15 protein-coding genes and 1 tRNA gene are annotated in these 18,060 nt (G+C 67.6%); 9 read left to right on the top strand and 7 right to left on the bottom strand.

The window, feature by feature from the left end; all coding sequences use genetic code 11:
* Nucleotides 1-2 precede the first annotated feature (2 nt).
* Complete coding sequence (locus C6569_RS18940) at nt 3-797, bottom strand: helix-turn-helix domain-containing protein (RefSeq protein WP_106750332.1); 795 nt, start codon at nt 795-797, stop codon at nt 3-5.
* A gap of 236 nt (nt 798-1,033) precedes the next feature.
* Between C6569_RS18940 and C6569_RS18935 the strand changes: the two genes are divergently transcribed.
* Nucleotides 1,034-2,128, top strand: a complete 1,095-nt coding sequence (locus tag C6569_RS18935; protein ID WP_106750331.1) for a TRAP transporter substrate-binding protein — start codon at nt 1,034-1,036, stop codon at nt 2,126-2,128.
* Between the two features lie 211 nt (nt 2,129-2,339).
* Nucleotides 2,340-3,770 carry an aldehyde dehydrogenase family protein gene (locus tag C6569_RS18930; RefSeq protein ID WP_106750330.1) on the top strand — a complete coding sequence of 477 codons (1,431 nt, stop codon included), beginning with the start codon at nt 2,340-2,342 and terminating at the stop codon, nt 3,768-3,770.
* A 63-nt stretch (nt 3,771-3,833) separates the two neighbouring features.
* On the opposite strand, the gene C6569_RS18925 is transcribed toward C6569_RS18930, so the two are convergent.
* Complete coding sequence (locus C6569_RS18925; protein WP_245898159.1) at nt 3,834-4,124, bottom strand: hypothetical protein; 291 nt, start codon at nt 4,122-4,124, stop codon at nt 3,834-3,836.
* A 378-nt stretch (nt 4,125-4,502) separates the two neighbouring features.
* Between C6569_RS18925 and C6569_RS18920 the strand changes: the two genes are divergently transcribed.
* Both C6569_RS18920 and C6569_RS18915 read left to right on the top strand, forming a co-directional pair.
* Complete coding sequence (locus tag C6569_RS18920) at nt 4,503-4,718, top strand: hypothetical protein (protein ID WP_106750328.1); 216 nt, start codon at nt 4,503-4,505, stop codon at nt 4,716-4,718.
* A 96-nt stretch (nt 4,719-4,814) separates the two neighbouring features.
* Nucleotides 4,815-5,021 carry a hypothetical protein gene (locus C6569_RS18915; protein WP_106750327.1) on the top strand — a complete coding sequence of 69 codons (207 nt, stop codon included), beginning with the start codon at nt 4,815-4,817 and terminating at the stop codon, nt 5,019-5,021.
* Nucleotides 5,022-5,136: 115 nt separating this feature from the next.
* On the opposite strand, the gene C6569_RS18910 is transcribed toward C6569_RS18915, so the two are convergent.
* From C6569_RS18910 to C6569_RS18895, 4 genes are all read right to left on the bottom strand, one after another.
* Nucleotides 5,137-5,213, bottom strand: a tRNA-His gene (locus C6569_RS18910).
* A gap of 260 nt (nt 5,214-5,473) precedes the next feature.
* Complete coding sequence (locus tag C6569_RS18905; RefSeq protein WP_106750326.1) at nt 5,474-5,998, bottom strand: phasin; 525 nt, start codon at nt 5,996-5,998, stop codon at nt 5,474-5,476.
* 172 nt (nt 5,999-6,170) lie between these two features.
* A complete protein-coding gene (locus tag C6569_RS18900; RefSeq protein WP_106750325.1) occupies nt 6,171-6,545 on the bottom strand; it encodes a phasin in 375 nt (124 codons plus the stop codon).
* 108 nt (nt 6,546-6,653) lie between these two features.
* Nucleotides 6,654-7,475: an ion transporter gene (locus tag C6569_RS18895; RefSeq protein WP_181313816.1), complete on the bottom strand. Its 822-nt coding sequence runs from the start codon at nt 7,473-7,475 to the stop codon at nt 6,654-6,656.
* Nucleotides 7,476-7,721: 246 nt separating this feature from the next.
* Between C6569_RS18895 and C6569_RS18890 the strand changes: the two genes are divergently transcribed.
* Both C6569_RS18890 and trpS read left to right on the top strand, forming a co-directional pair.
* Nucleotides 7,722-11,531, top strand: a complete 3,810-nt coding sequence (locus C6569_RS18890; RefSeq protein WP_146144847.1) for an ATP-binding protein — start codon at nt 7,722-7,724, stop codon at nt 11,529-11,531.
* A 93-nt stretch (nt 11,532-11,624) separates the two neighbouring features.
* On the top strand, nt 11,625-12,665 hold the full coding sequence (gene trpS, locus C6569_RS18885; protein WP_106750323.1) for a tryptophan--tRNA ligase: 1,041 nt from the start codon (nt 11,625-11,627) through the stop codon (nt 12,663-12,665).
* A gap of 2 nt (nt 12,666-12,667) precedes the next feature.
* Here trpS and C6569_RS18880 read toward each other — a convergent pair whose 3' ends face one another.
* Complete coding sequence (locus C6569_RS18880) at nt 12,668-14,056, bottom strand: hypothetical protein (RefSeq protein WP_146144846.1); 1,389 nt, start codon at nt 14,054-14,056, stop codon at nt 12,668-12,670.
* A 245-nt stretch (nt 14,057-14,301) separates the two neighbouring features.
* Here C6569_RS18880 and C6569_RS18875 point away from each other — a divergent pair, with 245 nt between their 5' ends.
* The 3 genes from C6569_RS18875 (at nt 14,302) to C6569_RS18865 (ending at nt 17,651) form a co-directional block, all read left to right on the top strand.
* Entirely contained in the window at nt 14,302-15,339 is a 1,038-nt protein-coding gene (locus C6569_RS18875; RefSeq protein ID WP_106750321.1) for an amino acid ABC transporter substrate-binding protein, read from the top strand.
* Between the two features lie 81 nt (nt 15,340-15,420).
* A complete protein-coding gene (locus tag C6569_RS18870; protein ID WP_106750320.1) occupies nt 15,421-16,575 on the top strand; it encodes an amino acid ABC transporter permease in 1,155 nt (384 codons plus the stop codon).
* Nucleotides 16,572-17,651, top strand: coding sequence for an amino acid ABC transporter permease (locus C6569_RS18865; RefSeq protein WP_106750319.1), 1,080 nt, complete (start codon nt 16,572-16,574; stop codon nt 17,649-17,651). The genes C6569_RS18870 and C6569_RS18865 overlap by 4 nt, the downstream gene beginning before the upstream one ends.
* The last annotated feature ends 409 nt before the right edge of the window (nt 17,652-18,060 follow it).

Here is an 18,060-nt window from a genome sequence, read left to right as displayed (position 1 = left end):
GGTCATGCGGAGAGCGCCGGGGCGCCGCGGAAGATCTCGAGTTCGCGGGATCCCGAGAAGATGGCGCGGGGTTTGAGGCCGTAGAAGCGGCGGATCGAGTGGGAAAAATGGGTCGAGTCGGGATAGCCGATGTCCAGCGCCAGATGGGCCATGTTGATGGTCTCGTTGGCGAAGTTGAGCAGGTGGCGGGCCCGCTTCCAGGCCCGGCAGGCGCGGAAGGCGATCCCGGTCTCCTGTTTGAAGAGGTGCAGGAAGCGCGACACCGAGAGATTGACGAGGCCGGCGCAATCGGCGGCGGTGAGCCCCTCTCCCGGCCTGTCGCCGAGGGCGGCCAGCACCCGCAGGATGCGCGGATCGACAGCGCGCGGCTGCAGGGGGGCGCCGAAGACGGCGGTGTCGAACGCGGCCGAGGTCATGCCCTGGGTCGGCCGCTGGGCGCGCAGGCGGGCGCAGGCGTCTCGCAGGGTCCGCGCCAGCGCCGCCTCCTCCATGGCACCGAGGGCCGCCGTCAGCCGCGCCAGGGCGGCGGGATCGACCGATTCCGGCTCGACCAGCACGCCGACCACGCTCGGATGCTCCGGCTCGATGCTGTGTTCGCAATAGGCCGGCATCACCGCGGCCTCGACCATGCGGTCGGGCTTTCCTGCGACGGAAAGCCTCAGCCGTCCCTCCATACCGGCGAAGACGATGAAGGCGCCGAGGGTGCGCTTCTTCGGCCGGCCGAGGAGCCCCGCATAAAAGACGCGTTCGGGTCCGACCAGCATGAAGCGCCCGGCGCCGGGCTGCGATCCTGGCATGCACGTTCCTCCGGCCTGTTCTCGTTTTGCGCCGACTATAGCGCGGCCGGCCGCCGTGACCACCGCGCCGAACGATACAGGTGGCAGGACAGGTTGCTGCCCCAATTGCGGCTTAGCCTAAAGACTAGCGCGCGGCTGCCCTGCGTCTGAAGCGTTGCTCGCCCCCCCCAACCTTCGGCTTATGGCCGCTCCGGCGAACCCTGTAGAATTCGCCCCGCCCTTCTGGAGGAATTGATATGAAACGCCGCAATTTCCTGGCCGCTTCGGGTGCCGGCCTCGCCGCCGCCGCCGTCGCGGCCCCCGCCGTCGCCCAGTCGTCGCCCGAGATCAAGTGGCGCCTGACGTCCAGCTTCCCGAAGTCGCTCGACACGATCTACGGCGGCGCCGAGACCATCGCCAAGCAGGTCGCGGAGCTCACCGACAACAAGTTCCAGATCCAGGCCTTCGCCGCCGGCGAGATCGTGCCCGGCCTGCAGGCGCTCGACGCCGTGTCCAACAACACGGTCGAGATGTGCCACACCTGCTCCTACTACTACGTCGGCAAGGACCCGACCTTCGCCATCGGCACGGCCGTGCCCTTCGGCCTCAATGCACGCCAGATGAACGCCTGGCTGTTCCAGGGCGGCGGCAACGAGCTCTTCAACGAGTTCTACAAGAAGTACAACATCCACGCGATGCCCGCCGGCAACACCGGCGCGCAGATGGGCGGCTGGTTCCGCAAGGAGATCAAGACCGTCGAGGACCTGAAGGGCCTGAAGATGCGCATCGCCGGCATCACCGGCCAGGTGCTCAGCAAGCTCGGCGTCGTGCCGCAGCAGGTCGCCGGCGGCGACATCTACCCGGCGCTGGAGAAGGGCACCATCGACGCCGCCGAGTGGGTCGGCCCCTATGACGACGAGAAGCTCGGCTTCAACAAGGTGGCGCCGTTCTACTACTATCCCGGCTGGTGGGAGGGTGGCCCGACCGTCCACGCCATGGTCAACATCGAGAAGTGGAACGCGCTGCCGAAGGCCTACCAGGCGGCGCTGACCAACGCCTGCACCACCGCCAACACGGTGATGGCGGCGAAGTACGACCTGCAGAACCCGGCCGCCCTGCGCCGCCTGGTCGCCGCCGGCACGCAGCTGCGCCCCTTCTCGCAGGAGGTGATGGAGGCCTGCTTCACCGCCGCCAACCAGCTCTACGGCGAGATCAGCGCCAGGAACCCCGACTTCAAGAAGATCATCGACGCCATGCAGGCGACGCGGTCCGAGCAGTATCTGTGGTGGCAGGTCGCCGAGTTCACCTACGACGCCTTCATGATCCGCGCCCGCGCCCGCGCCGGCCGCTGATCGCCTTCCCATCTCCGACGACGGGAGGCCGCGTCCGCAAGGGCGCGGCCTCTCGGCCGTTTGGGGGGTCGGAAGGGCCGGAAAGGGAGCCCTGCCGGAATGGGCGGGCTCCGGGTCTGGCGCAAGACGGTCGATCGGTGGCAGTTTGCCCGCCCGGCCCGGTCCCACACGGGGACCGGTTCCCGTCTTGCATCCGCGGAGGACGACACCGATGTCCAACAATCTCAAGTTCTACATCAACGGCGAATGGGTCGCCCCGACCGGCAGCGCGACCCTCGACGTGATCGATCCGTCCACCGAAGAGCCCTTCACGAAGATCGCGCTCGGCACCGAGGCCGACGTCGACAAGGCGGTGAAGGCCGCCCGCGAGGCCTTCAAGACCTTTTCCCAGACCACCAAGGAGGAGCGGCTGGCGCTGATGCGCAAGCTCCTCGAGGTCTACAACAAGCGCTTCGCCGACGTCGCGGACGCCCTGTCGCGCGAAATGGGCGCGCCGAAGAAGCTCGCCCACACGGCCCAGGCCGGCATGGGCACGGCGCATCTGTCCAAGATGATCGAGACGCTCGAGAACTTCGAGTTCGAGGAGCTGCGCGGCACGACCCTCATCGCCAAGGAGCCGATCGGCGTCGTCGGCATGATCACGCCGTGGAACTGGCCGATCAACCAGATCATGTGCAAGGTCGCCCCGGCTCTCGCCGCCGGCTGCACCATGGTGCTGAAGCCGAGCGAGATCGCGCCGATCAACGCCATCATCTTCGCCGAGATCATGCACGAGGCCGGCGTGCCGAAGGGCGTGTTCAACCTCGTCAACGGCGACGGTCCGACGGTCGGCGAGGCGATCGCCCGCCACCCCGGCGTCGACATGGTGTCCTTCACCGGCTCGACCCGCGCCGGCGTGCTGGTGGCCAAGGCCGCCGCCGATACGGTGAAGCGCGTCCACCAGGAGCTCGGCGGCAAGTCGGCCAACATCATCCTGCCCGACGCCGACATCGCCAAGGCGGTGAAGCTCGGCGTCGAGGGCATGATGCGCAACTCCGGCCAGTCCTGTAACGCCCCGACGCGCATGTTCGTGCCGGCCGCAAAGCACGACGAGGCCAAGCAGGTCGCCAAGGAGACCGCCGAGAAGCTGAAGGTCGGCCCGGCCTCCTCCGAGGAGAGCTGGATGGGCCCCGTCGTCAGCGAGGTGCAGTTCAACAAGATCCAGAAGCTCATCGAGAGCGGCATCAAGGAGGGCGCGGAGGTCGTCACCGGCGGCACCGGCCGTCCGGAGGGTCTCAACCGCGGCTATTACGTGCGCCCGACGGTGTTCGCCGGCGTCACCGACGACATGACCATCGCCCGGGAGGAGATCTTCGGACCCGTCCTGTCGATCCTGCCCTACGACAGCGAGGAGGAGATCGTCGAGCGCGCCAACAACACGCCCTACGGCCTCGCCTCCTACGTGCAGTCGGGCTCTCTAGAGAAGGCGCGCAAGCTCGCCGCGCAGATGCGCTCGGGCAACGTCTACATCAACTATCCCGCCTGGGACGCCGGCGCGCCCTTCGGCGGCTACAAGCAGTCCGGCAACGGCCGCGAATATGCCGAGTTCGGCCTCGAGGAATTCCTCGAGATCAAGGGCACGGTGGGCTACGGCGCCGCCTGAGCCTTCTATCCGATTGCGGCAGGTGAAGGGGCGGCCTCGGGGCCGCCCTTTTTCATGTCCCCCTCAGCGCGAGCCGACATCCTCGCCGCCGAGCTCGCGCAGCACCGTCTCGATCTCGGCGATGTGGCCACGGCTTAGGTCGACGGAAACCCGCAACCTGCCGTGAAGGGCCGGCGCACCGCCCGAGCCCGGCTTGCCGACATCGGCCCCGGACCGGTCGGTGCCGGCGGAATTGTCCGAGCCCTCGGGCTCGACGAAGACGTCGGCACGATTGACCTTGTGCTGCTGCACGATGTGCTCGACCGCGGTCTCCGCCTTTTCGCGCGTCGCGAAGGTCGCAGACACGGTCCGCACGCTTTCATCCGCCATCTCGTCCGTCTCCGGGTCGATCGTCGCCGGCGCCCGGGGGCGCCCTCGCCGGGAAGAAGCGGCACGGCGGGACTTTGTTCCGGGCGGCAAGGCCGCAGATGGGCGGCGTGCGTGGTGCGGGTAGGTCGGCACCGCAAGAGGTAATGGATCACGGACGCGCGACCCGCGCTCACAAAAATGCGACTGTGCAACGATGCAACCACTCGATTGCGTCAGTTATTGCATTTTCTCAAGTTCGTGATTGGCAAGTGATCGCCGACGGGCCCATTTCACCGTTGTCGACGGCGGACACCTCCCGCCGACACACCAACACCTTCCGGGTGGCGCGTGTCCCTCCCCGCCCGGTTCCGACTGGAGTACGTCATGAAGAAGATCATCCTCGCCGCCACCCTGCTGGCGCCCCTCGCCACCGCCGTGCCCGCTCTCGCCCAGGTCGACGCCTCGGCCAACGTCGCGGTCACCCCGGCCCGTGAGGCCCCGCGCGAGTTCACCTCCCGCCGCATCCTCGAGGTTCCTGCCGCCCTGAACCGCGGCGAGCAGAGCCAGATCAACCGCCAGGGTCAGTCCGGCAATTTCTGATCACGCAACCCGGGCAGGGCGGGCATCAGCCCGCTCGCCCCAACCCCCGACCGGCAGGGACATGAGAGCCCGCCGGACATCTGAAGGAGACATGTCATGAAGAAGATCATCCTCGCGGCCACCCTGCTGGCCCCCCTCGCCGCCGCTCCCGCCTTCGCCCAGGTCGAGGCCACCGAGCGCAACACGGTGACGCAGTACCAGACGCAGTCGCCCCGCGAGTTCACCGCGCGCCGCGGCTACGAGGCGCCGGCTTCGCAGGCCCAGCAGGCCCCGAACAACCAGCTGCAGGGCGGCAATTTCTGACGCCTTACAGACCTGAGAGACTGCCGAGCGCCGGGGCCCATCGCCCCGGCGCTTTCGCGTGCGCCGCAGACGGAACGGGGCAAACCTCGGGCGGAGACCTGGGGGTGACGGAGAATGGTACAGCCGCCCCGGATCGAACGGGGGACCTCCAGAGCCACAATCTGGCGCTCTAACCAACTGAGCTACGGCTGCACATGCCCATGGGAGGAAACCTCCCGAGCGGCGCGCAACCTAGTCCGAAGGGGCTGGCAATGCAAGGCGCGCGAGACGGGGCGGGAGCCTCCCCGGTTCATTTTTTCAAGCCTTTGACAGAGAAAGCGAATTTCGCCGCCCGGACCAGGCCGCATGAGAAAAAAGCCCGGGCGGGGGCCCGGGCTTCGAGGTGTGACCGCAGCTGCAAGACGCGGTCGGGGAGATCGTGGAGGGCGCCACCTTCAGAGGCGGCGGCCGGATCAGGCGGTGGCGCTCTTCAGAGCCTTGCCGACCTTTTCCTTGACCGGCTCGACGGTGTCGGTGGCGGTCTTCTGGGCGAGAGCGGACAGGTCCTTGCCCTGGGCCTGGAAGGTTTCGAACAGCTTGCGGGCATAGGCCGTCTGAAGCTCGATGACCTCGGCGAGCGACTTGGCGCCCATGAGGTCGCGGGCATGGTCGAAACCGGCGTTCATGTTGATGCGGGCGGCTTCGAGGGCCTTCAGGTTGAAGTCCTTCATGCCGGCGGTGGCGGTGGAATAGGTGTCCTCCACCAGGTCGGTGGTCTCTTCGGCAGCCGCCTTCATCTTGGCGTAGCCGTCCTTGAGCTGGGCGACGGCCTTGTCGGCGGCCTCGCGCATGGCGGCGGGAACCTCGACCTTGCTGAAGTCGAAGGGAGCAGTGTCGAACTTCGGCATCTCGAACTTGGTGAGGTCGAAGGTCGGGAAGGGGAAGATGGCGGCGGTCGCCGGCTTGTCGGTCTTCGGCGCTTTGGCAGCCTGGCTCATGATGGGCCTCCTCGCGGGGACGCTTGAACGGTATGTCGTCGCTTCCGCTTCCCCGCTGGAGGTGGCACGACGAGCCGGTCCGCATGTCGTTCGCAGACCATCACGCCGCCAATATAGGCACGTTCATGGTGCAATGCAATAAAATATTGCGTCGCACAACTGCTGAGACAGGTCAGTCCTTGCCTTTACCGGCGGCGGGCGACAGGGCATCGCCGAGTTCGCGAGCCTGCTGTTCCATCGCCTTCATCTGGTCCTGCAGGAAGCGCGTCTGGATATCCATCACCTCGGCCATGTCGCGCGCCTGAACCAGGCGCTGGGCATAGGCGAAGCTGGCGGCGACGTTGGTCTCGGCGAAGGCGATCGCCTTGCGGCCGATGTCGTGGACGCTGGGTTGGAGCGGACCGGCCGAGGCGTCCATGGCCGAGACGGTGCGCTGGGCGGCCCCGACGAACCCGTCGAAGGCCTTGCGGGCCTGTTCCACGCTCTTGTCGGCGAACTCCCGCATCTCCTGCGGAATCTCGTAGGCCCCAGGGGTCTTGCCGGACATGCAAACCTCCCGAATCGCGGCCGCCCGTGGCGACGTCGCGTCATCATGGCCCGCGCGCAAGCGGCGCGAAAGCTCCCGCGAGCTACGCGCGGGGAAGAGCTGTGGATCTCACCCGCCGCCCGCCTCGCCCGGCGGGCGGAGCCGGGCGAGCTCGCCGCGGACCAGGGACAGTTCGGCGACGATGGTGTCCAGCCGGGCGCGCAGTTCGGCCTCGGCACCCGCCGGATGGGTGAGCTTGGGCTGGCCCTCGTCCGTCTCCGCGTCGAGCGCCGTGACGACCACGCCGATGAAGAGGTTGAGCGCCATGAAGGCGGTGATCACCATGAAGGTGATCAGCACGAACCAGCTGTAGGTGAAGCCCTTCTCGGTCAACGGCTTGACGATACCGCCGGACCAGTCGTCGAAGGTCATGGCCTGGAACAGCGTGTAGGTGGAGGCGCCGATGCTGCCGAAATGGTCGGGCAGGGCCTGGCCGTAGAGCTTCGTCACGATGACCGCGAAGACGTAGAAGATCAGGCCGAGCAGCAGGCCGATCGATCCCATGCCGGGCATGGCGGCGATGAGGCCGCCGACGACGCGGCGCAGCGAGGGCACGGCGGTGACGAGGCGCAGGACGCGCAGGATCCTGAGGGCCCGCAGCACCGAAAGGCTGTCGGTGGCGGGGACGAGGGCAATGGAGACGACGAAGAGGTCGAACAGGCTCCAGGGATCGCGGAAGAAGGCGCCGCGCTTCACGGCGATGCGGGCGATGATCTCGGCGACGAAGATGGTGAGAATGACGTGGTCGATGGTGGTGAGGAGACCGCCGATCTGGGCCATGACCGTGGGACTGGTCTCCAGCCCCAGGGAGATGGCGTTGATCACGATGAGGACGACGATGGCGGTCTCGAACCGCGGGTGCTCGATCAGGGCGCGCAGCTTGGCGATCATGGGATGAATCGGTCTCGGGACTGGATTTACCCTGCCTAACACGGGTCCTTGACTGCCGCCACGGCAGCGCGGGCAGAGAAGGGCGAGCCAGAGGTCAGGATTAACCCTAACTTCGGGTTGACGAAGGGGAAGCGCCTCCGCGGCGTGGACGTTTCGGCTCTGTTCCGACACAATCCCTCAACAGATCATTTACCAATGGGGCGTGCCGTCGGCGGCACGCCGCGCCTCGTGCCCGGGATCGACCGCATGACATCCCCGCTCCCCCACCTGTCGACGATCCTGGCGGAGCCGGACGTCGCACGCCTGCTGGCGGAACCCGGCCCCTGGTGGCTGTGGACCGCGGATGCGAGCCGTCTGCTGGTGGCCAACACGACCGGCGCGCGCGCCATGGGCGCCGGCGGCCTCGCCGCCGCACTCGACCGCGACTATTCCGCCACCCACGCCTTCGCCGCGCAGATCGCCCGCCTGGCGCCGACGCTTCCCGCCGACGGAACGCCGCGCAGCGAGCGGCTGCGCATCGCCGGCCGTTTCGGCTCCGAGAGCGTCGTCGCGGAGGCCTTCCGCCTGCGCGCCGGCGAGGCCAGCCTCATCGCCGTGCGCCTGCCCTCGATGCGGCAGGGATCGGCCCGCGACGCGGCCCTCGGCCTGGTCGCGACGCTCCGTGTGCCCGCCCTCGCCTTCGACCGCGCCGGCCGCCCGCTGGCGGCGAGCGAGGAGGCCTCCGCAGTGGCGCAGACGCCGCTGGCGGATCTGGTCGGGCCGGCAGCCGGTCCGCTTTTCGACCGCCTGGCGGCCGAGGGCCGCGCGACCATCGACCTGGTGAACGGGCCGATGACGGTGCTGGCCCTGCCGGAGGGCGAGGTTCTCGTCGCATTTCTCGCGCCCCTCGCCCGGGTCTTGCCGGAAACGGGCTTGCGCCTGGTGGCGGGCGGCGGTGCGCCGGCCATGCCCGCGGCCGAGGCGATACCCGCGGACGAGCCTGCGGCGGTGGAGCCGGACGCCGGCGGTCAGGCCTCGGACGAGGCCCCCCACCGGCCGGAGCCCGCCGAGGCGATCGCGACCGACCTGCCGTCGCCCCTGGAGCCGACCCCGACCGAAACGACCCTCGCCGCGGCGGCGGAGCCCCCGACCGGCGAGACCGCCGACGTCACGACGGAGGCGCCCGCTGCGGCCTCGGACGACGCAGCGGCCGAAACGCCGCCGTCCGATCCCGCTCCGGTGGTCGTCGCGCACGACGCCGCAGACGACCATCTCGCACCGCCGCAGCGCTTCTCCTGGCGGATGGACGCGGATTATCGCTTCCACACCATCGCGCCCGACGAGGTCGCGGCACCGGCCGGCGAGACCTTCGCGGCGGCCGTCGACCGTTTCGGCCTCGATCCGCAGGGCACCTTCACCGCCGCCGTGACGGCGCTGCGCCCCTTCAGCGGCGTGCCCGCCCTCTGGCCGCTCGGCGGCGGACGGCGGCGGCTCGCCGTGACGCTCGCCGCCTTCCCGACCCTGCGCGACGGCGCCTTCCAGGGCTATGCCGGCTTCGGGCTGGTGGTCGAGGAGGCGGAAGCTGCCGCGCCGGATGCGCCCCTGGCCGAGGAGGCGGCAGACGAGATCACCGACGCGCCGGCTGAAGCCGCGCCGGAGGGCGAATTGGCCCCGGCGGTGGCTGAGCCCGCCCCCGAAACGACGGAGAGCGCGCCCGAGGCCGAAGCTCCCGCCGCCGACGCCCCTTCCGCCGTCCTGCTCGTCGCGGGGCCGGACGAGGCGGCGAGCCGCGAGGCGGACAGCACGACCGAAGCCTCCGAGACCGCGGCGGCGGACGATGTCGCTGCCACGGCTGAACCCCCGGCGCCTCGGGCCGAGGAACCGGTGGCCGACACTGCGGCCGCCGAGACTGCAGCGGACGAGCCGCAGTCGGACGAGGCCCCCCTTCCCGCCGCCCCGGTGCTCGACGCGCCTGCGGCCGATCCGGTTTCGATGGACGGTTCGTCGGCCGAAAAGTTGACGGCTGACGACGTCGCGACCGGCGAGCCCCACGACGCCGACGCCGTGGCGGAAGACCCGGCAATCGAGCCGCGCGATCCGGCGACGGACAGGCCGGTGGCCGGTTCGGAAGCGGCCGACGCGCCCGCTGCGGCGACCGGCGAGGTGCCGCCCGCAGCCGAACCCGACGCCACCCGCCCCGCGGCGGAAACGCGCCCTGTCCTGACGGTCCACACCAATCCGCCGAACGTTGTCGCCCTGCGCACCTCGGTCGGACAGGACATCAAGCGGCCGCAGCTCTCCCCCGGCGAGCGCAACGCCTTCCGCGAGATCGCCCGCGCCCTCGGCGCCCGCACCGACGATGCCGTTCCGGCCGACCCCCAGGGCCCCCGCACCCCGGACCCGTTGCCGCCCCCGGCCGAGCAGTCCGGGTCGACTCCGTCGATGGACGAGCCCGTCTCCGAGCCCGCCGCAGAGCCCACGGACCTGCCGCAGACGGCGTCCCCGGCGACCGCCGGCGAGGCTGCCACCACGTCCTTCGTCGATTCCGGGACGCCCTTCGGCCCGCTGCCGAGCGCCTTCGGCACCGAGGCGACGGCGGGCGAGCCCGGCCGGGGCGCCGATCTCGCGGCCCTTCTCGACAAGGTGCCGACCGGGCTCATCGTCCATCGCGGCAACGCCGTGCTCTTCGCCAACCGCACCCTGCTCGACTGGGTCGGCTTCGTCGACGCCGCGGCGCTGGAGGAAGCGGGCGGCGTGTCGCGCCTCTTCGCCGGCGGGACCGAGGACGGCGGAGAGGCGGTCACGCTGACCACCGCAGAAGGCCGCGACGTTCCGGTGGAGGCGCATCTGTCGCGCGTCACCTGGGACGGGCAGTCCGCCTTCCTGTTCACGCTGACCCGCGCATCCGTGTCTGACGCCGCCGCCGACCAGGAATCGGCGACGCTCAGCGAATTGCGCGGCCGGCTGGAGGAGGTCGAGCAGATCCTCGACACCGCCACCGACGGCATCGTCATCGTCACCTCGGACGGAGCGATCGAGAGCATGAACCGCTCGGCAGAAGCCCTGTTCGGTTATGAATCGGCGGAGGTGAAGGGGCTGTCGGTGACGACGCTCTTCGCGCCCGAAAGCCACCGCTCGGCCCTCGACTATTGCGACGGGCTCCTGTCCAACGGCGTCGCCAGCGTGCTCAACGACGGCCGCCAGATCATCGGGCGGGTCAAGCAGGGCGGCCTCATCCCGCTCTACATGACCATGGGCCGGACGGGCCCGGCGGCCCGGCCGAAGCTCGCCGCCGTGTTCCGCGACATGACCAACTGGAAGAAGGCGGAGGAGGACCTCATCGCCGCCAAGCGCCAGGCGGAGCAGGCGTCGTCGCAGAAGTCGGACTTCCTCGCCAAGATCAGCCACGAGATCCGCACGCCGCTCAACGCCATCATCGGCTTCTCCGAGGTGATGATGGAGGAGCGCTTCGGCCCCGTCGGCAACGAGCGCTACCGCGACTATCTGAAGGACATCCACGCCTCGGGCGGCCATGTCCTGTCGCTGATCAACGACCTGCTCGACCTCTCCAAGATCGAGGCCGGCAAGCTCGAGCTCGCCTTCACCAGCGTCGACCTCAACGACATGGTGCAGTCGACGGTGGCGATCATGCAGCCGCAGGCGAACCGCGAGCGCGTCATCATCCGCTCCTCGCTGCAACCGCGCCTGCCGAACGTGGTGGCCGATTCCCGCTCGCTGCGGCAGATCGTGCTGAACCTCCTGTCCAACTCGGTGAAGTTCACCCCGGCCGGCGGGCAGATCATCGTCTCCACCGGCCTGTCGGATGCGGGCGAAGCGGTGCTGCGGGTGCGCGACACCGGCGTCGGCATGACCGAGACCGAACTGAAGGCCGCCATGGAGCCCTTCCGCCAGGTGGCGACGTCCAGCCCGCGCGCCGCCAAGGGCACGGGCCTCGGCCTGCCGCTGACCAAGGCGCTGGTGGAGGCGAACCGGGCGAGCTTCGGCATCTCCTCGACGCCGAACCAGGGCACGCTGGTGGAGGTGGTGTTCCCGCCGACGCGCGTGCTGGCGGAGTGAACCCGGCAACCGCTTGAATCGCCTCGCGCCGCATGCGAGGAAGCCGGCCTCCGGGGCGGCAGACGGCCGCCCCTGCTCTGGGATTCCACCACCATGGCGACCTTCAAGCCGCTCGTCTTCTCGGGCATGCAGCCTTCCGGCGACCTGCACCTCGGCAATTACCTCGGCGCCCTGGTGAACTGGGTGGCGATGCAGGAGACCCACGATTGCATCTATTGCGTCGTCGACATGCACGCCATCACCGTCTGGCAGGACCCGAAGGCGCTGCAGAAGGCGATCCGAGAGGTCACCGCCGCCTATATCGCCGCCGGCATCGACCCGAAGCGCTCGATCCTGTTCAACCAGAGCCAGGTGCACGAACACGCCGAGCTCGCCTGGGTGTTCAACTGCATCGCGCGGATGGGCTGGATGAGCCGCATGACGCAGTTCAAGGACAAGGCCGGCAAGGACAAGGAGAACGCCTCTCTCGGCCTCTTCGCCTATCCGAGCCTGATGGCCGCCGACATCCTGGCCTATCGCGCAACCCACGTGCCGGTGGGCGAGGACCAGAAGCAGCACCTGGAACTGACCCGCGACATCGCCATCAAATTCAACAACGACTATGCCGAGCGCATCGCCGAGCTCGGCCTGGGCGACGCCTTCTTCCCCGTCACCGAGCCCGTGATCATGGGACCGGCGACGCGTGTGATGAGCCTGCGCGACGGCACCAAGAAGATGTCGAAGTCGGACCCTTCGGACTATTCGCGCATCGCGCTCACCGACGACGCCGACACGATCGCGCAGAAGATCCGCAAGGCCCGCACCGATCCGGAAGCGCTGCCCTCCGAGGAAGCCGGCCTGAAGGGCCGGGCGGAGGCCGACAACCTCGTCGGCATCTTCGCGGCGCTCGCCGGGCGGACCAAGGCGGACGTGCTTGCCGAGTTCGGCGGCGGCCAGTTCTCCGGTTTCAAGACGGCGCTGGCCGACCTGTCGGTAGCCAAGCTCTCGCCGATCACCTCGGAGATGAAGCGCCTCGTGGCCGATCCCGGCGAGATCGACCGCATCCTCGCCGACGGCGCGGCGCGGGCCCGTGCCATCGCCCGCCCGGTCATGGACCAGGTGAAGGACATCGTGGGGTTCGTGCGGGGCGGTTGAGCCTAGGGGGCCTCGACGGGGACAGCCTTGACCTCCCGGAAAGCCTGGCTCCCGTCCGGAGCCATGTACTTCCAGTGTTGAAGCACACCAAGCCCGGTGTGGGCGTAGTCGATCTGCGCCTTCAGGCGGCGCACGTCCGCCTCTGACACTTCGAGCCGGACCTTGAGGTTATGCTCCTCCCCGGACAAGAGATACGTGATCGACATCTGCCAGATGCCGGGTTCGGCGGAGAAGTCTGCTTGGGCAGACGAGCGAATTTTGCTCATCATTTCGGCCGAGAACAGGGTCCGAACAGGAAATGCGTTCTGCACGTTCGCCGCGTTCGCCATCAGGTAATTGTTGATGTCGAACAGCAGTCCCGGCAGCGTGTTCGACGGGAAAACGAACGAATAATCGCACGACACCCGACTGGCCGGCGCTACGGTGATGATCTGGGTTTGCGGGACCGACCCATTGCACTGCGCAATTCCTTCCAACAGCAGGGTTTCCTGTCTGCCGGACGGCAAATCCACTCTCGCACCCGCGACGGAAAAATGCCGCTCGGACAGCGAATCGTTGATCATATGTATTCGCGCGAATATATTCGTCACTCCAACCCATTGACCCACGTAGACTTTCTGGCTGACCTCCATTCTGCTCCTCAAGCCCCACAAGGGCGAAACGACGGCCGCTGCCAGACCGATGATCGGCAGCCACTTCAGGGGGAGCGCCGACAGGAGCGATTGCCAGTATGGCGGGGTTCTTCGAACTTTCTCCCACTCGGTTTCCCGTATCTCGCCGCCGGCGATAAACGGAAGCCAGTATTCCTCCACGAAATCGCGAGAAAAATAGCTGCTGTGGGAAAATTTGCTAAAGCGGTCATGGATACCGGCAGTGCCGAAACCAAACGTGCCGGAGGCCCCATATCCCCAGGTGACCGATTTCGCGAGGACGGGCAGGACATCGTGGGTGCCGCAGTCGTTCAAAATAGGACTGGGGCCGAGCTGTGCGCGAAAAGGCGCGATCCTGAAATCGTCGGGCACGATTGATCCACAGAAGATCACCCTGTGGAAGACGATGTCCGGCTCATTCAAGGCTTTCACAAGGGCGTAGGTCCCAAAACTGTGGGCTATCGCCGAAATCCGCGCGTTTGGATATCGCACCCTCAGGTCCCGATACTCACGCACCAGCCTTGCAACTGCCTTCTGGCGTGTGAAGAAAGGCGATAGAAATCGAATTAGATCAAAATAGCCGTATCTGATGGGCTGAACGCGCAATTTCGGCACCGATGAAAGAACCGATGCGACCATTTCTGCCCAGGCCGCATGAGTCCTGATACCATGTATCAGCAGCACTACTTCAGTTGGCTCGGTGGGTTGGTGCGACGGCAGCGAAGGTTCATTCTCGGGCATGTGCGCCTCTAGGTGAACACCAGAAGAGGCTTTCACAACTCCTAAACCCGGTAAAGTACCGCGGCGATCTTTTCACGGTGGCGCTTTTGCCGCTCCATCCAGCAGCCCGGGAGCTGGCGGCCACCCGCCGGGCGGAACGCTCGGCGTGACGTTTGATGGTTGACTCCTTTCGCCCACATTCGGAGTGTGGCGCGGAAATTTCTCCGGCAATACAGTTCCGCCGGAGCCTACCGGGAGCCTTTCCAATGACCCTTCTCGCCCGTGGCGTCTTCGGCGCCGCCCTTCTCGCGCTCGGCGCCGGCGCCGCGAGCGCCCAGCAGCTGGCGCCCTCGCCGACGCTGGACGCCATCCGCGCCCGCGGCCATCTGGAATGCGGCGTGCACCTCGGCCTGCCGGGCTTCTCCTTCGCCAACGACAAGGGCGAGTGGACCGGCCTGGATGTCGACTTCTGCCGCGCCGTGGCCGCCGCCGTGCTCGGCGATGCCAACAAGGTGCGCTACACCCCGACCTCCGTGCAGCAGCGCTGGCCGGTGCTGCAGTCGGGCCAGGTCGACCTCCTGTCGCGCAACACCACCATCACCTACTCGCGCAACGCCACCCTCGGCGTGAACTTCCAGGGCATCAACTTCTACGAGGGCCAGACCTTCATCGTGCGCACCGCCTCGGGCGCCAAGAAGCCGACCGACCTGGAGAACGCCTCGATCTGCGTCGCCGCCGGCTCGACCGAAGAGCGCACCGCCGCCGACTATTTCCGCGAGCGGAACATCAAGGTCTCGATCATCAACTTCCAGAAGAACGACGACGCCATCGCCGCCTACGATGCCGGCCGCTGCGACAGCTACACCGCTGGCGTCGGCGCCCTCGCCGGCCAGCGCATCAAGCTGAAGACCCCGGGCGAGCACACGATCATGACGGAGCTGATCTCGAACGATCCGCAGGGCCCGGTCACCCGCTGGGGCGACGAGCGCTGGCAGGCCGTCGTGCGCTGGGTGCTCAACGGCATGATCGCCGCCGAACAGCTCGGCGTCACCTCGAAGAACGTCGAGGACATGCGCGCCAATTCTAAGAATGCCGAGATCCGCCGCCTGCTCGGCGCCGACGGCAATTTCGGCGCCATGCTCGGCCTGCCGAACGAGTGGATGTTCAACGCCATCAAGCAGGTCGGCAATTATTCCGAGAGCTACGAGCGCACCGTCGGCAAGGGCTCCCCGCTGGGCCTGGAGCGCGGCTCCAACCAGCTCTGGACCCGCGGCGGCCTGCTGTTCACCCCGCCCTTCCAGTGACCGGCACGCGCTGATCCGCGCCGCCATCGGCCTCCCGCCCCGGCGGGAGGCCGTCTGCCGTTCCAACCGCCGGCCACCGACGTGACCCGTTACTTCTACGACAAGCGCGTGCGCGAGATCTTCTGGCAGGTGGCCCTTCTGGCCGGCCTCGCCGTGACCATCGTCCTCGTGGTGCGCAACGCCTCGCAGAACATGGTCAATGCCGGCATGGCCTCCGGCTTCGATTTCCTGTGGCGGACGTCCGGCATCGACGTGCCCTTCGTGCTGACCTCCTACACGCCCGAGTCCAACATCCTCGCGCTCCTCTGGGTCGGCGTCGCCAACACGCTGGTGATCACCTTCGTCGCGGCGATCGCCGCGACGCTGCTGGGCTTCGTCATCGGCGTCGCCCGGCTCTCGCCGAACAAGCTGCTCTCGGGCCTCGCGGGGGCCTATATCGAGTTCGTGCGCAACATCCCGCTGCTGTTCTTCGTGCTGTTCTGGTATTTCGGGGTCATCGCCGCCCTGCCGGGACCGCGCCAGTCCATCGGCCTCTTCGCCGTCGCCTTCCTCAACAACCGCGGCCTGACCATCCCGATCCCGACCGACGGGACGGCGTTCCGCATCGCCGCCGTCGTGGTCCTCGCCGGCTTCCTCGCCCAGGCGGCCATCGCGGTCTGGGCGAAGCGGCGGCGCGACGCCACCGGCGCCATCTTCCCCGTGTGGGCGACGGGCCTCGCCCTGTTCCTCGGCGTTCCGGCGGTGGCATTCGGCGTCGCCGCCGTGGTGAGCGCCTGGGACGTGCCGGCGCTGCGCGGCTTCAATTTCCGCGGCGGCTTCGTGCTGGTGCCGGAGTTCGTGGCGCTCTTCGCCGCGCTCGCCACCTATACCGCCGGCTTCATCGCCGAAATCGTGCGCGGCGGCATCCAGTCCGTCGTCAAGGGCCAGTGGGAGGCCGCCTATGCGCTCGGCCTCCGGCCCAACCGGGCGCTCAACCTCGTGGTCATTCCGCAGGCGATGCGGGTGATGATCCCGCCGCTCACCAGCCAGTATCTCAACGTGCTGAAGAACTCCTCCTTCGGAGCCGCCATCGCCTTTCCCGAGCTGGTCAGCGTCTTCGTCGGCTCCGCCCTGACCAATACCGGCCAGGCCATCGAGATCATCGCCATCACGCTGGCGATCTATCTCGCCCTCGGCCTGGCGGTCTCCGCCTTCATGAACTGGTACAATGCCCGCACGCGGCTGGTGACCCGATGACCGCCGCCGGCACCCTCGGCGTCAGGCCGCTGCGCGCCTCGCTCATCCGGCGCCTGAAGGCCGATTATTTCTCGACGCCGCTCAACGCGCTCGTGTCGCTCGCCTGCCTCGCCGCCATCGTTGCGATCGTGGTGCCGCTCGTCCGCTGGGCCGTGATCAACGCGGATTTCGCCGGCACGACGCGGGCCGACTGCACCGGGGGCGGCGCCTGCTGGGTCTTCGTCAAGGCGCGGTTCGGCCAGTTCATGTACGGCTTCTACCCGCCCTCCGAGCGCTGGCGGGTCAATCTCGCCGCGCTGCTGATGATCGGCGCGACGGCGCTCTCCTTCTGGCCGGGCCTGCCGCGGCGGGCGCTCACGGTGCCGCTCCTCTGGGCCGGGCTCCTCGTCGTCGCGGCCTGGCTGCTCGCCGGCGGCGCCGGCCTGCCGCGGGTCGAGACCCGCCAGTGGGGCGGGCTGATGCTCACCGTGTTCCTGTCGGTCTATGCCGGAGCTCTGGCCGTGCCGCTCGGCATCCTGCTCGCTCTCGGCCGCCAGTCGGAGCTGCCGGTGATCCGGCTGGTGGCCACCATCTTCATCGAATTCTGGCGCGGCGTGCCGATCATCACCGTGATCTTTCTCGCGTCCCTCCTCCTGCCCCTCGTCATGCCGGCGGGTTGGGACATCGACCGCCTGATCCGCGCTCTCGTCGGCCTCGCCTTCGTCATCGCGGCCTATATGGCGGAGGCCGTGCGCGGCGGCCTGCAGGCGGTGCCGAAGGGGCAATGGGAGGCAGCGAGCGCCCAGGGGCTCGGCTACTGGCAGACGACGGGGCTCATCGTCCTGCCCCAGGCGCTGCGCATCTCCATGCCGGCCATGACCAACGAGTTCATCGCGCTGGTGAAGAACACCTCGCTGGTTTCCATCGTCTCGATCTTCGACCTCCTCGGCATCGCCCAGGCCTCGCTCGCCGACCCCGCCTGGGTGGGCATGAACATGGAGGCCTATGCCTTCGCCGGCACGGTCTACTGGCTCATCTGTTTCGGCCTGTCGCGCTGGTCGCGGCACCTCGAGACGTCGCGCAAGACGACGCACTGATTCCGCAATTTTCTAATCGGTCATATGGGGGATACGTTTAAGCCCCCGGTTGTAGATCGTCATTCAGTGGGTAATGCTCTTTGTTGGAGGCTGGCGCGGTCTTCAGACCATTGTCTCCTCCATTGACAGATTTTCTTCGCTTCTGGAGTGTGCAGATGGTCGACGAAGATCCCAAACTGATCATTGACGCATGTAAACAGCAATTTGAGTTCCACGCGAAGTGGTCTCAGATTTATCATGATTGCGAGATCAAGATTGGCGTGGGAGCAGTAGGAATATCATCCCTATCGGCCATTTCTAGCATGCACAGGAATTTAGTCGACATATTGAAAATAAACACTCTTGGATTTAGCATAAATCCTTTAGCTGTACTCATCATTTTTATCAGTGTAGCGACCATTATTTCACT

The sequence above is a fragment of the Phreatobacter cathodiphilus genome (assembly GCF_003008515.1).
Taxonomy (GTDB): Bacteria; Pseudomonadota; Alphaproteobacteria; order Rhizobiales; family Phreatobacteraceae; genus Phreatobacter; species Phreatobacter cathodiphilus.
This window is presented reverse-complemented; position numbering and strand designations above follow the sequence as displayed.